Here is a 14,553-nt window from a genome sequence, read left to right as displayed (position 1 = left end):
TAATGTGATTGCTGCTACTTTAAAAGGACGAGCTTGATCATCTGGCGAAAGTTCTCGCCGCGCAGGATACAGTAATAAATGCCGGAGGCAACGAGTTCATCGCTCTCCGTGCGGCCGTTCCAGCGGATGGAATGGCAGCCCGCCGGTACCCGGCCGGATAACAGCGTCCGGATGCGCTGGCCGGACATGTTGTAGATCCCGATCTCGATACGCTGCGGCGCCGCCAATTCGTAGGCGATGGTGGTCTCGGGATTAAAGGGATTGGGATAGTTTTGCACCAGCCGGTTGCTTTCCGGCAGCCGGTCTGCACTTTCCGCATTGGCTACTCCGGTGGCCTGCTGCACCGACCAGGCGTGAGCGACCGAATCGCTCTGGTCCCGGACCGTGACGGCGAGGATGAACTGTGCCGGGAGGGTGGTTCCGGTCAGGATCGTCAAGGTATTGCCCGTGCCGGCTAACCGGCCGTTGAGTCGCCAGGTATAGGTCAGGGGATCGCCATCGAGATCGCCGGCCTGTACCGAAAAGCTCACCGGCTTGAACGCCGGCGCCTGGTAATAAAAGGACTCCGGCTGGAAGGCGTAGATGGCCGGGGGGCGGTTGCGGTTTTGCACACGCACAATCGTCTGTTTGGTTGCCGTCCCGCCATTCTCATCGGTCGCGATGAATTCGATGGTATAGATGCCCTGCTGGCGATAGTCGGGGCGCCAGATGAGAAGGCCGGTATTGACGGCGTCAAAGCTCGCTCCCGCCGGCAGGTTTTGTGCTGCAAGGGTCGTCGAGCCGCCGTCGGGATCGACCGCGGCAACTTCAAGGATCAGAGTATCATTCTCGTGGATGGTGGTATCGTCGACGGCGTAAAGGATAGGGCCGAGGTTTTCCTGTAGCAACGCAGAGAAGATCAACTGCTTGCCGGGAAGGGCCGGGCATTTGGCCTGGAGACTCTGGGTACCCGCAGCGCCAAGGGTCCACTGCGCCGCAGCCCATCCGCCGGTGTCGGTCAGCAGGGTGGCGGGAGTGACCGTCCCGTTGCCGGAGAGCGGTGTAAACTGGACGGTCGCGCCGGCGACGCCGTTGCCATAACGGTCCAGGACGCGCACCTTGACCGGACTCGCCAGGGGCCTGAGGGCACGTGCCGTTTGCTGATTGCCCGCGGCGATCACCAGATCAGATGCCACGCTGGCATCGGCGTATAGAGTGAAAAGAAGCGGTGAACCAGCGACATGGCTGCTGCTGGCCTGGAAAAGACAGGGCCCTGCCGTAGTGGCAAGCCGGACCTTGGCCGCAACCTGACCGTCATTGCCGGTATAAAGGGGCATGGCATCCAGGACGGCTGCGCCCTCGGTGCGGGACTCAAAATGAACCGGAACGTTCGCGACCGGATTGCCGGCCTGGTCGGTGATCAGCACCATCAAGGGATAGACCACAGTACCGGCTTCGCCCCGCAAACTGTCACCATAGACCGGGGTGATCCGGGCGGGAACCGATAAGGACACCGAGCCGGTGAATTCGACCGGCTCGCCCGTTGGGGCCAAAGCCTGAATCCGAACGGCTCCATTCATCGTCCCGGCAGCCAGCCGCACCCGGGCCAGCCCGTAACGGTCGCTGATCACCGCACTTCCCGTGCTGAGCACCGCATCCCCCTGCAGCACAGCAAAGAGAATGGCCACCCCATAGATCGGCGAGCCATGGTCATCCACAACGCGCACGGTGAGGGAATCCGGAAAGAGCGTGCCGGGCGACGCAAACTGGCCGTCACCGCCGGCCTTTTCAAGGGTGATCTGCTGCGGCAGAACAGCTGTAGCGGTGAGGGTGCGCGTAATGGGCGTGCCCGCCGCGCGCACACTCAACTGCTGTGGCCCCACACTCGGGCCGAGTATCCAGGTGACCTGCGCCCGGCCTGAAGCGTCGGTGACGATGGTGCCACCAGGAGAGATCTCGCCGCTGCCCGTTGCAGGGATGAACTCGAGCGGGGTGGCCGGGACGGGATTGCCATTAAAGTCCTCCGCCTGAATAACCAGAGGCTGTTCCAGCGCCGACTGAATGATGCCGGTCTGGTAATCCCCGCTGATCACAGCAATGCGCTGCGGCATACCCGCGGTGAAAACCACCACCGGCGCAGCCGCAAGGTAGCGGGATTTGCTGGCAAGATAGACGCGGATGGTCTTGCGGCCCGCGATTGTCGAACTGACGACGCCTGCCGCATCACCGGCCGCATCGGTCACCGCCTCCGGCTGGGTGATCCGGTTACCATCGCCACTGACCAGTAGGGTCAACCGCTCACCGGGGACCGCATGGCCCTGGGCATCGACCAGGTGGATGCGCACAATGCACTCGGCAACACCGTCCGCGGCAACCGGCGAATTGAGGATCACCGTCGAGGCGGAGGTATCCGGCTGCCCATAGGGTGCACTGATCGCAAAGGTCAGAGGCGAGTTGCGCAACACCGCCACTCCGTCATTCGCGCTGGCACGTACCAGGTGCGCCTGATCGCCCAGCTCACTCCCAAGCCGGAAGCTGATCTGGGCGAGGCCGCTGCTGTTGCTCTGGACGGTTGCGCTGCGCGCTTGTCCGGCGCCCAGCACGCCCGATCCCTGGATGACCTGGAAGAGCACCTCCTGGCCAGCGACCGGCTGCTGCGCCTGGTCCACCACCCGAACCGCCAGCGGCTGCGTCAGCACCTGTCCCGCCTGAGCACTCAAACCGCTGCCGCTGGCCATTATGATCTGCCAGGCCATGCTCTTTTTGGCGCTGATATAAAATCGCACCGGCGAACCGGAGAGATGCGATCCGCTTCCGAAAAAGGACTGGGCTTCAATGACGTTGTTGGCAAGACCCAGCGCGCTGCCGAGAGTCGGTGTGACCGCTGCCACGCCATTGGCATCACTGATCCGTGTAAGCTGCGATTGGCCTTCGAGGCTGCCGCCCCCGCGCCGCACCCAAAAGGTGACGGGATGATTGGGCACCGGATAGCCGCTTTGATCGGTCACCCGCACCTGGAGTGGCATCCCGAGAAGCTGCCCCGCCAGTCCGGAGGTGCTGTCCGGAGTGATCCGCTGCAAAGCGGCGGGATCCGAAACAGCAATTGCGGAGAAAAGCTGTGGCGAGCCCAAAAGCGGAAGCCCGTTCAGCTTGGAAGAAACCGAGACGATGTAGGCCCCCGGGGTGGCGCCGAGTTTGAAAAGCACTCCGGCAACGCCGGCGCTGTCGGTCGCGGCGGTGACGCTTTTCTGATCGTTGACATAGCCGTCGAGGCTGGCTATGGTGAAGGTGACAGGGTGGCCTGACACCCGATTGCCGAACTCATCAGTGACCTTGACCTGGAGGTAATGCGGCAGGGTATACCCCGGCGCGCCCATCTGCTGATCACCGTCCACCTTCATGAGTGTGGCCGCGGCGGCCGCTCTGGCGGAAGCGGTAAAATAGAGCACCTTCGCGAGGCCATTATAACGCACGCTCACATGGTGGTTTGAGATGCCGGCAAGCGGGCCGAGCCGCAGCGAGACCGCTGCCTTGCCCTCGCTGTCGGTGCGGACAATCTGCTGCGCCGCCCCCCGAAGGGTGCCGTCTCCCGAGGTGACCTGGAAAAGGATGTCGTAATCGGGACAGCCTACGCCCACACTGTCGACCAGCTGGACCACCAGAGCGGAAGCGAGGGTATCGCCGGCGACGCCGGTCTGGCCGTCACCGCTGACATAAAGGAGATTCTTGGGCTTGCCGGTGGAAATGATGCGCTGCAGCGCCGTAGCCTGGATTTCAAGGGGGGATCCGGTAAGAGGCTGGCTGTTATAGGAAGAGATGACTTGCAGGGTCTGCGTCGAGTTGGCCACCATGCCGAGCTGCCACGCCACCGCGGCGATGCCGCTGCTGTTAGTGGTCCGCTGCAGGGAGGTGACATCACCCGGTTTGAGCCGGCCATTACCGGCAGTCAGGGTAAACTGGACCGGGTGGCCGCTCTGACCCAAGCCGGAGCTGTTGTTCACCTTGACCCGGATCGAATCGGCCAGGACCTGGCCGGTATATGCGGACTGGCCGCCGCCGGACACCAGGCTCAGAATCGCGGGGCCGCTGTTGGTCACAGTGAGCGTGAACGGTACCGATACCGACGCGGTCTTTGCCGTGATCTTGCACGCCCCCGTCTGGGCGCCCGCCGTGTAGTAGACACTGGCCATGCCGCTCAGGTCCGTGTAAACCAGCGGAGCCGGAGTGAAAACCCCGTCGCCGGAATCCGCTGAAAAGGTCACAACAGCGCCGGCCACCGCCTTGCCCTTGGCATCTTTCACGACAACGCTCAGCGGCTGAGCAACCATACCGCCGCTGCTTGCACTCTGGTTGTCGCCGCCGTTGACCGCGATGGAAGCGGGTTTGGAAAAATAGAACCGCGTGTTGGTCTTGAGTCGCGTCTTGAGGATCGTCCCGTCGAGCATTTTGATTCTAATATCAACCGAGTCCCGCTGGGCCACACCGAAATGCTGGACAATATCATCCTGGGAGAGATAGCCATAGGCGTTGATGATCTGCTTGTAGCCGACCAGCCTGGTCATATCATCCATGTACCCCTTCTCGAAGAGCCAGATCTTGGTGCCAAAGGCCCCCAGATCACCCTTGGGGCCGCTGCCCCAAACCTTGAGCCAGCGGTTATTGCTGGGTGTATCATTGCGGAACATGCGGTTGAAATAAGGGCCGGCATCCTTGTTGGCATCCGTAATGTAAATATCCAGATCACCGTCGCCGTCCAGATCGGCGATGCTCCCCCCGCGCGGATCATACATGCTGATTTCGACACCCGTCCCGCTCTGCAGGGTGAACGTCCCGTCGCCATTGTTGCGATAGATGCGCCCCCGTTCTCGGGTGCGAGGCGAATAAAGGTCAAGATCCCCGTCATTGTCCATATCGAACAGAAAGGGTGTAAATCCCCATTGCTCGATATTCAGCGATGCGCTCACATTGGTAAAATAGCCCTTGCCGTCATTCTTCAGGACGCGTACAACAGGACGACTGTCGTTGGCGTAAACTACAAAAGCATCGAGATCGCCGTCATTGTCGTAATCGGCGAACGTTGTGGCGTTGCAGTCATTGGCTTCAGACCAGAGTCCCCGTGCGCGCACGTCCGCTTCGGTAAAATTACCCTTGCCATCGTTGATAAAAAGATCGTTGGGGGCCGGTGTCGCCCCGCGTCCAAAATTGGCCGTGCCATCGGAGTTATACCCTAGAAAGGCATAGTTGCGGTGGCAGACAAAGATGTCCATATCGCCGTCTTCATCGATATCGATCGCAGTCACGCCCTGGGTCCCTTCATTGCTTGGATTGACCGGTGTGCAACCGCGGTCGGTCACGTTCGAAAATGTGCCGTTGCCGTTGTTGATGAAGAACTCATTGGGCTGCGCCGGCGTGATCCAGGGAACCTCGTGGATATCTTCGACCGGCCCCCAATTGGTCCCGTAGAGATCCATGTCACCGTCATTATCGGCATCGAAAACGACCAGGCCGCGGGTGCCATAACCAATCGTGCCGTAGCCTTCGTAGGTTACCCGCGTTGAGGCCAGGGTGGCGCCGCTCGTAAAATTCTCAAAGAATCCGTTGCCCTTGTTGCGATAGAGGCGAATCCGATCATCCGTAGTGGCGTTGAAAAGATCCAGGTCGCCGTCATTGTCATAGTCAGCTAAAATGACTCCATGACTGCCGGTGCTGCCATAGCTGTCCGACACCCCGCGCGAACCGTCTTCCTCAGTATAGGGGGCGCCGGCATGGCTGATGTAGAGGGTTTCCGGAAGCTTGGAGTTGGCTTGCCGCATCGCATTCGCAATATAGAGATCGGGGAGCGAATCTCCGGAAATATCGGTCCAGATGGCGCCATGGCCGTAGGTACTGAAACCGTTCGTCACCCAGCCGGGAACCTTCATCACAGCCGTGACATCAGTGAACTTGATAACTTGGCCAGTGGTCAATGCGGGCAGCATCAGGACCAACAGGGCCAGGAGTCTCTCTTTTAGACAGGTGTGATAGAGTGAGTCAGTTTTTCGTATAGACTGGATACGCATGACCATGGCTCCAGAACATGCAATTATCTATAAAGTATGGACATAGATGTGCCCCACCAAAGCTGCGCTGAAATTGGCCCCCGCATCGCCCTATGCTTTAGCAACAATCAGGCCCAATTCCGCCACGGCGGCGCAGCTCCACCTCGCGCTTTTTTTGCTTGCATTTGGCATGCTATTTTGGCATTTTAAGCCGGACAAGCTGGAGGGGGCCCGTCAGCCAGGAGGGTTGAAAATGCAGGTGTTAGGACTCGATCTGGGCGGCACCAAACTCGCCGCCGCCCGCTTTTCAACGGAGGGACGCATCCTCCAGCGGGAGAACGCCCTTCTCGGCGGCCGGGAAGGCTCCGATGTGGGTGCGTTGATCATCGAAACCGCACGTTCCTTCGTCGCGCGTGAGCCGATTGCGGCCATCGGCGTCTCGATCCCGGGGATCTATTATGCGCAATCGGGGAGAGTATGGGCGCCCAACATCCCGGGCTGGAGCGAATACCCCCTCCTGGAAGAACTCTCTCAGGCCTTCCCTTCGCTCCCGGTCGCCATCGACAGCGACCGGGCCTGCTATATCCTCGGAGAACGCTGGCAAGGCGCTGCACACGGCTGCCGGAATGCCATCTTTCTGGCGGTTGGCACCGGCATCGGCGCCGGGATCCTCATCGAGGACCGGGTGCTGCGCGGGCAGGGTGACATCGCCGGAGCCGTAGGCTGGATGGGGCTCGTACAGCCCTATGCAGACAAGTACGCCCCCTGCGGCTGCTTTGAATACCACGCTTCCGGCGACGGCCTCGCCCGGGTTGCGCGCGACTATCTCGCCGCCGAGCCCGTTTGGCAGGGGCCGCTGCGCCACACCGACGCCGCCAGCATGAAGGGGACGGAAATCTTCGCCGCCCAGGCCCAAGGTGATCTCCTGGCGCAGCGCGTCCTCGATGAGGCCGTGGTCTTCTGGGGTATGGCCGTGGCCAATTTGATCAGTACCTTCAATCCAGAAAAGATCATCCTCGGCGGCGGCGTCTTTGGACCGGCGGGCGAACTCCTCGAGCGCATCCGCGCCGAGGCGAAAAAGTGGGCCCAACCGATCGCCTTCCACCAGGTTGCGCTGGAGCTTTCGACTCTCGGCGGCGATGCCGGACTGATCGGCGCCGGCAGCCTGGCGTTTCAGGCCGCAAAGGAGCGCTGAATGGTTTTCTAACCTTGAGGTTAATCCATGGCTTATAATCGTAGAATGGTGTTCACCGCCGCTTGTGTCGCGATGTTCATTTTCGGCATCGTAATGTCTATACTCGGCGCCCTGCTGCCCTCGGTCATTGCCGACTTTGGCCTCGACAAGGCGGTGGCAGGATCCCTCTTTCCCCTGATGACCATCGGCATGCTGGTGGGTTCCCTGCTCTTTGGGCCCATTGTGGACCGCTATGGCTACAAGGGCTTGCTTATCGTATGTTCCGGGTTGGTCCTCCTTGGCCTGGAGATGATCGGCGTGGCCGGCAAGCTCGGGATCCTGCGCATCGCCATGGCGCTCATCGGCCTGGGGGGCGGCGTCATCAACGGGGCATCCAACGCCCTGGTGGCGGACATCTACGAGGAGGAGCGCGGCGCCAGGCTGAGCCTACTGGGGGTCTTTTTCGGCGTCAGCGCCTTCGGCATCCCCTTCATCCTCGGACTGCTCATGAAAAGCCTCGGCTACGCCCGCTTAGCCACCCTGGTCGGCGCCGCCGTGGCCATTCCGATCCTCTTTTTCCTCCTCATCCGCTTCCCGGAACCAAAGCAAAAACAAGGCTTTCCACTTAAGGAAGGAGCCCGCCTTATCACAGAAGTGCCCCTTCTTCTCCTCGGCCTGATGCTCTTTTTTGAAAGCGGGATGGAAATGACCATGGGTGGCTGGTCCGCGACTTTTTTCAACGAGGCCCTCTCGGTCGAAAGTTCGCGGGCGGTCCTCTATCTCTCCTTTTTCTGGCTGGCGCTGATGGCGGCGCGGTTGCTGCTGCCGCGGTTGCTGAATAACCGTGAGGCCGGCCGTCTTCTGATGAGCTTCATCGTGATCGCCTTTTTAGGCACCTTGCTGCTGCTCTCAGCCAACCGACCGGCCGAGGCCCTGCCCGGTCTGATGATGGTGGGCTTTGGCTTCGCAGCTGTCTACCCCATCGTCCTCGGCTTCGTCGGTGACCGCTATCCGCAACTGAGCGGGACAGCCTTCAGCATGGTCTTCGTCATGGCCCTGACCGGCGGCAGCCTGATGCCCTGGATCTCGGGATTGCTCGGCAAGGCGTATGGTCTGCGCATCGCCCTGACGATCGTGCCGGCCGGGCTGCTCCTGATGACCCTCGTCTACCTGATCGTACGCAAGAGACTCATTGAACCTGTAAAGGAGTAAACCATGCTGGCTAAACAATGGCTGGATAATGCCCGGGGGGTAATGGACAAGATTGAAGCGACACAGCTCGATGCGATCAAAAAAGCGGCGGCACTGATGGCCGAGACCATCGCGGCGGGCCGCTGGGTGCACACCTTTGGCTGCGGTCATGCAACCCTGCCGATTGAGGAGATGTACCCGCGCATCGGCGGCTTTGTCGGATTTCATCCCATGATCGAGATCCCCCTCTCTTTTTTCACCCACATCGTCGGCGAGATGGGGGTGCACCAGTTCGTCTTCCTCGAACGGGTGGAGGGTTATGGACAGCAGATCATGAAATCCTACAAGTTTGATCCGCGCGATGTGATGTGGCTCTTTTCGCACTCGGGCATCAACAATGTCAACATCGATATCGCCCTCGAGGCCAGGCGGATAGGGATGAAAATTGTGGTCTTCGGCTCGGCCGGTGAATTTTCGAATGTCAAGACCCGGCATTCCTCAGGCAAACAGATCTTTGAATTGGCTGATGTAGTGGTCGATACCTGCGTGCCCGCCCAGGATGCCTCGGTACCGCTGAAGAACCATGTTGACAAAATCGGGCCGGTCTCCACCATGGCTTTTGTTACGGCCGTCTGGATGACCATCTGTACGGTGGCCGAGATCCTCGCCGACCGTGGGGTCAAGCTCTATATCCACCCATCGCATAATGTGCCAGGAGATACCACAGCGCGACAACGCCTCGATGAGGCCCTCGCAGAATATAAGATGCGGATTGCCGGGGTGTAGGAGGGAAATTGAGGAGGGCGGGATGGAGAGCCATCCCGCCTGACGGGACCGATCCGGGTGAGGTGGATCAGAAGGGCAAGGCATCACCGCCCGTTTTGGCTTCGATCCGGATGATACCAATCACCACATATCGGCTCATGCCTCGCCAGGGGAGGGGATGTAAATATTCTTTGTAGCGCAACTCTACAAACTTGCCGCTGGAGCCCTCGAGGCGCTTGGCGAGGCTGTCCGAGACGACACTGAATTCAAATTCATTGCTCTGCATCCCGCCAGGAACCGGGGTTCTAAAGCCGGTCTGGATGAGGCGGCCTTCCCAGGTTTTGAATAAATAACCCTTTTTCACGATATAATTCAGGTCACCAGCCTTGACCCCTTCGCCAAAAACAAAAAGGTAACGCCACCAGAAAAATACCACCAGGGCTGCCACCAGAATCAGGGTTCCGCAGCCAATCAGCTTTGTGGATTTCATTGCTTTCTCCTGCAAGGTAATGGATGGACTGGCTATTAAAATTAGGTATTTATCCGGGGAAAAACAAGCAAAATCGCTGCGGCGGTACCAGCGATTCGGCCCCTGGAGGCGTGAATAAAAGCGTCCGTTCGTTGGTTTTACATTTAGACCCTGGTGAATGAACGAAAAAAAGGAGAAAACCATGGCTAAAAATCAGGATGTCAAGCCCAAAGAGACCAAGAAGAAGGCGGGAAAGAGTCTGAAGGAAAAACGGGCCGAAAAGAAAGCCAAAAAAGCGACCAAGTAAGTCTTAAGGGCGGGCTCTCCCGCCCTTTTTTTGTCTCCTTACAGCAGCGTGCCACCCCGGAAGCCATGGACTTCCGCGTCTAGGATGTCTGGCGGGTACCACCACTTGCTGGTCTGCGAGGGGGGAGCCTATACAAGAGAGCCCTCGGCATCGTGATCGATATCCTTCCTGGTTTGGGAGACCACCTCATCTGTTTCCCTACGGCACTCCTCCTGGGCAGACCGCCGCGGCTTTCAGGCCCGCCACAGCAGAGCGGAGGGTGCCGCCCCTGCCTCCGTCTACTGACAAGCGGGCGGTCATTGGTTCCCTGGTTCATATCGCCTACCGTGTCCCCCTGGAAAATGTCGAGGAGGTAGCAGCGCTGATCATGTGGCTGACCGTTTATGCCTTTGACTCCTGCTATAGGGTGGCCGATCCAAATGCCGAGACGATGATTTGTCGCTGCTGATGGGATCGACACGGCAGTCCTCCTGAAACCCGCTGGCCATAGCCGCCCCGATTCTTCGGAAACAAAAAAGCCCTCTAGGAGGGCCTTTTTATTACCTTGGTGTGATAGCCATTCACCGGACGAGCGCTACGCTGCGGATCTGCATCTTTCCGTTTATCCGAGCCTGGAGGAGATAAACCCCTGCCGGCACGGGTAAGCCGCGCTCATCGCGGCCATCCCAGTCCAGTTCATTTTGCCCGGAAGGCAGGCTGCCTGCAACGAGGCGGCACACCCTCTGCCCGAGAAGATTGTAAACCCAGGCCTCCACCTCACTGGCCACGGGCAAACGGAGCAGAAGGTGGGTTCTGGTCTCAAAGGGATTAGGATAGGCCTCAAGCAGTTCAAAGTGTTCCGGGCCGCTGACGGTGATTTCTATTTCATCGGACACGGTGCTCGTCCCATCCAGATCAATTTGCCGGAGGCGATACCGGTACTTCCCAGGCCTCAGTCCGTCATCTACATACTCATAGTAATGCTGGGAACTGGTTGTCCCCATCCCTTGAATGAAAGCCGCTTGCGCGTAATCCCCAGTTTCCCGCATTCTTTCGACGGCGAATCCCAAATTGCTGGTTTCACTCGCCGTTTGCCAGGTTAAATGGACACCCGAAGCGATGGCGGCCGCCTGGAAGTGCATCAATTCCACCGGCACCGACATCAAGGTCACCTTGTGCGCCAGTACCGTACTTTTACCGCCGATCGGCTCTCCTAAGAAAGCAAAGTAAATGGCGTTTTTTATCTGGCCTAACTGGATATTGGTGAATTCATGCGCGGTATCGTTCTCCCCGAGCATGTAATAGGTGGGCACATCCGAGGCTACCGGAAATACAGCAAATTTCAACCGCCAGGCTACCTCGCTCTTTTCCTGCCAGGCGAAGACTCTCTGGCCTTGTTCTTCGACGCAAAGCGCCGGTTTTTCTTTGGCGGCTAGAAGGGCCGACTGGTCGAGACGCTGATTCTCGCCACTGAGAAGGCCGTATGAATCCAGCTGCTGTGCATAAATCGCCGCCGCTCGGTTCTGGTAATCTTCCCAGACAACCTGCGCCATCGATTCATTGCCAGCAACCGCGGGTCGCCATTGCAGACTGTTCATGGCGTCCGAGTTGACAACAAAATTATCCCCTCGTTTGACGCCGTCCGCCTTGTAGATTTGGGCATAGATCTCGGAGTGGCCATCGCGTTTATCCTCCCACACCACCACGGTCTGGCCATAGCCAAAACTGGCAATCTCCGGAGCCCATTGTAGACCGTTGTCATCGTCGTTGACCCGTACCGCGGGCGCCCTGGGCACTACCTGCAGGCTCAAGGTGCGGATATAGACATTATAATCCTGACCATCCTTCTGCAGCCAAATCACATGAGTACTGTCACCATTCGATTCCACTTTGGGGAAAAACTGCGCTGTCGTGGCCATGGGTGAAACCTTGACACTTGATCCGTGCAAGCTGCCGTTCTGGTTGACCCCTTGTGCCATTATATTGGGGGTGGTACTGGTATAGTCCTCCCAACAGACCAGAAAATTCCCGTCGGCAAGCGCGCAAACATCAGGAGCGATCTGCGCCGCTCGATTTCCGGCAGGATTGACTTTAATATTGGGGCCAATCGCCGAAAAAGTCAGATCATAGAGTTGTGCATAGATATCCGGATCCTCAAAGCCCTCCTGCCAAACCAGCAGAATACGTTTACTCACTTTGTTGATTGCAATCCGCACCGTACTGCCAAGAGAGTCGCTTGTCTGAACCTTGGTAAAAGGATCATACTCTCCGCTTTGGGAATGGTCGAACCGGATTTGAGGGGCAAAGGAGAGGCTTGCAGCCGATTCTCCCTGCAAACCCGTACGCAATCCGATGCAGGCCATATAAAGATCCCTTCGGATGGTCTCGGGTGGATTTTCAAGATTCAACCGGTGGTGGAGAAGATCCAGCCGATATGCCAGCCAAGGTGCTCGGCCCAATAGCTCGGCTGTTATATCAGCCGGCCTTGAACCAGCCCCCGGTACGGCCCGGTTGCTTGCCAGCAAAAGGCTGATGACCATAACGAATAAGGTGACCTGGTGCTTCATACAACGCTGCCTCCACTATGACGATGGCGGCGTGATGCAGTATCACGCCGCCATCGTCGCTGCAACTCTGTGCGCCAGCTATTTGGTGAGGACGACTTTCTGCGTTTGGAACCGTCCGCCAAAATCAAAACGCATGTAATAAACACCCGACGGCATGGACTCACCCGAATCAGAGCGGCTGTCCCAGACTATCTGGTGCGTGCCGGCCGACACCTCGTTATCGAGCAGGGTGCGCACCTTCTGCCCGAGCATGTTGTAAACAACTGCGGTTACATGCCCAGCCTGGGGAACGCTGAACTGAAGATGCGTGTCCGGATTAAAGGGGTTGGGATAGTTTTTGCTAACCGACCATTCCTGAGGGACATCGGTGAGCTGGGTGAGTTCATTAGCTTGCTGGCTCATGACCGACAATGCTGTCGTGTAAACCCGCATCTCACCCAACTGTCGCCACTGCGTCGTTGGAAAGTCGATGATCAGCTTGAGGTATTTGGCGCTGAAGGCTGGGAAGATAAAAGTCTGCCAATCGCCTCCCGAGGCGATACCATCATAGACCGTGACAAAGTCGGCGCTGGCCTTGCCAGAAGTGGAAGCCTGGAGGCGGAAGCGTTCAACCCAGCGGTTATCAAAACCGACCCCCGTGTCCATCAGCAGGGCGATCTGTTGAATAGCTTTGATGCCGCCATCAGCAAAACCAAAGATCGCATAAGGCTCAGTCCCACCCACGGTTGCGGTGCCATCCCATCCTTCTTCATCGCCGTCGATGAGATTGTCCCATCCCTCATTTCTGAAAGCTGTAGAGCCCTCCACAAAAACCAAGGGAGACTCTTTCATAACCGGAGCAGAAAAATTGATCGTCGCGCTGCCAACCAGATTGCAGTGGACGAGAACCTTCACCTCTTTCATACCAGCTTCAATGGTTGAGAGAGAAGCGGTGTAAACGCCCGGAGTGCTTTCTTTGACGACAGAGTGGGTGATTCTACCCGAATAGCTGTAAAGATAGAAATCCTCATCGGACAGGCCGGTCAAGGCGGAGCCATCATATTTTTTCAGAGTGATGGTAAATTTGGAGGCATCGACCCCATTGGCAATGTGCGGAGAGGTTGCCTTGACGGTGGATTTGGAGATTTCCGGATACTCTTTGACAACACAGACCTCAAATTCACCCAGTTGGCGCCAGCCGGAATTCGGACCGGTGATCACCAGCTTGACATACTTAGCCGCTTTGGGTGTGCAAGAAAATTCCTCCCAGCCACCCCCCTTCTTGGTATTTCGCATGAGAAGTGCAAAGTCCGCATCAGCCAGGCCGGTGGTTGACGTATAGACATCAAAGCTGACCATCCAACGATCCTGCAAACCGACATTAGTATTCGTCATGAGTCTGATCTTGTTGACCATTTTGGTCTTGTTGTCATGGAATTTGAAGATGGCGTAAGGAATGCTGCCGCCAGCAGTTACTGTGCCATCGGGGCCGCTTATATCATGATCGATGGCGTTGTTCCAGTTTTCGCTCGCGAAACTGGTACTGTTATCGATCAGATCCAGCATGGCACAAGCACAGAATTCAAAGCCATTGACGTAGATGAATTCCTCTTTCTCCAGCGAGAAAGGCCCATACTGAGTAGTGATTGTCAAGGTCACCGAGTATTTACCTGGCATCCAATAGACATGGGTCGGATTCTGCTCCGTCGAGGTCTGACCATCGCCAAAATCCCAGAGCCATCCAGTCGGGGTGCCATTTGAAGCATCCATGAACTTGACAGCCAGTGCTGGGTTCCCTCGTGTAGGAGTCGCCCAGAATTCAACAGTGGGAATGAATGCAGAAACCGTAAAATTGGCCTGCACCACCTTGTTGCCGTTCATTACAATTCGATATACGCCGCTGCTATAGGTAATGTCTGCAGCATTCGCCCCGGACCACGAGCTGAACTGGTAGCCCGTATTGGGGTTGGGCGTCAAAGTCACCGTCGTCCCCGAGGCATAGGTCCCGCCCGCAGGATTCAGCGTCACCGTCCCGTGACCGTCATTGCCGGCCGTCAAGGTATACGTGATCTGGCTGAAATTGGCCTGCACCACCTTGTTGCCGT

At 58.0% G+C, this 14,553-nt stretch carries 8 protein-coding genes; 4 read left to right on the top strand and 4 right to left on the bottom strand.

Features of this window, described 5'->3' with window-relative positions:
- Nucleotides 1–14: 14 nt before the first annotated feature.
- Entirely contained in the window at nucleotides 15–6,038 is a 6,024-nt protein-coding gene (locus PLH32_04065; GenBank protein HQJ63767.1) for an Ig-like domain-containing protein, read from the bottom strand.
- Between the two features lie 232 nt (nucleotides 6,039–6,270).
- Between PLH32_04065 and PLH32_04060 the strand changes: the two genes are divergently transcribed.
- From PLH32_04060 to PLH32_04050, 3 genes are read left to right on the top strand one after another with little or no spacing between them, the layout of a single operon-like run.
- A complete protein-coding gene (locus PLH32_04060; GenBank protein ID HQJ63766.1) occupies nucleotides 6,271–7,212 on the top strand; it encodes an ROK family protein in 942 nt (313 codons plus the stop codon).
- A gap of 27 nt (nucleotides 7,213–7,239) precedes the next feature.
- The gene (locus PLH32_04055) at nucleotides 7,240–8,403 is read left to right on the top strand and encodes an MFS transporter (GenBank protein HQJ63765.1); all 1,164 of its coding nucleotides are present in this window, start codon (nucleotides 7,240–7,242) and stop codon (nucleotides 8,401–8,403) included.
- 3 nt (nucleotides 8,404–8,406) lie between these two features.
- The gene (locus tag PLH32_04050; GenBank protein ID HQJ63764.1) at nucleotides 8,407–9,168 is read left to right on the top strand and encodes a sugar isomerase domain-containing protein; all 762 of its coding nucleotides are present in this window, start codon (nucleotides 8,407–8,409) and stop codon (nucleotides 9,166–9,168) included.
- Between the two features lie 67 nt (nucleotides 9,169–9,235).
- Here PLH32_04050 and PLH32_04045 read toward each other — a convergent pair whose 3' ends face one another.
- Entirely contained in the window at nucleotides 9,236–9,637 is a 402-nt protein-coding gene (locus tag PLH32_04045) for a hypothetical protein (protein ID HQJ63763.1), read from the bottom strand.
- Nucleotides 9,638–10,182: 545 nt separating this feature from the next.
- On the opposite strand from PLH32_04045, the gene PLH32_04040 reads away from it, so the two are divergent.
- The gene (locus PLH32_04040) at nucleotides 10,183–10,371 is read left to right on the top strand and encodes a hypothetical protein (protein HQJ63762.1); all 189 of its coding nucleotides are present in this window, start codon (nucleotides 10,183–10,185) and stop codon (nucleotides 10,369–10,371) included.
- Between the two features lie 112 nt (nucleotides 10,372–10,483).
- Here PLH32_04040 and PLH32_04035 read toward each other — a convergent pair whose 3' ends face one another.
- Entirely contained in the window at nucleotides 10,484–12,265 is a 1,782-nt protein-coding gene (locus PLH32_04035; GenBank protein ID HQJ63761.1) for a FlgD immunoglobulin-like domain containing protein, read from the bottom strand.
- Nucleotides 12,266–12,547: 282 nt separating this feature from the next.
- On the bottom strand, nucleotides 12,548–14,553 hold a 2,006-nt coding region (locus PLH32_04030; GenBank protein HQJ63760.1), incomplete at its 5' end, for a PKD domain-containing protein.

It is taken from the genome of bacterium, from assembly GCA_035419245.1.
Taxonomy (GTDB): Bacteria; Zhuqueibacterota; Zhuqueibacteria; order Residuimicrobiales; family Residuimicrobiaceae; genus JAKPUX01.
This window is presented reverse-complemented; position numbering and strand designations above follow the sequence as displayed.

What these genes read in the sequence shown, in the direction of transcription:
- PLH32_04065 (HQJ63767.1), bottom strand. Translation starts at nt 6,038, where the DNA reads ATGCGTATCCAGTCTATACGAAAAACTGACTCACTCTATCACACCTGT.
- PLH32_04050 (HQJ63764.1), top strand. Translation starts at nt 8,407, where the DNA reads ATGCTGGCTAAACAATGGCTGGATAATGCCCGGGGGGTAATGGACAAG.
- PLH32_04035 (HQJ63761.1), bottom strand. Translation starts at nt 12,265, where the DNA reads ATGGCCTGCATCGGATTGCGTACGGGTTTGCAGGGAGAATCGGCTGCA.
- PLH32_04055 (HQJ63765.1), top strand. Translation starts at nt 7,240, where the DNA reads ATGGCTTATAATCGTAGAATGGTGTTCACCGCCGCTTGTGTCGCGATG.
- PLH32_04045 (HQJ63763.1), bottom strand. Translation starts at nt 9,637, where the DNA reads ATGAAATCCACAAAGCTGATTGGCTGCGGAACCCTGATTCTGGTGGCA.
- PLH32_04060 (HQJ63766.1), top strand. Translation starts at nt 6,271, where the DNA reads ATGCAGGTGTTAGGACTCGATCTGGGCGGCACCAAACTCGCCGCCGCC.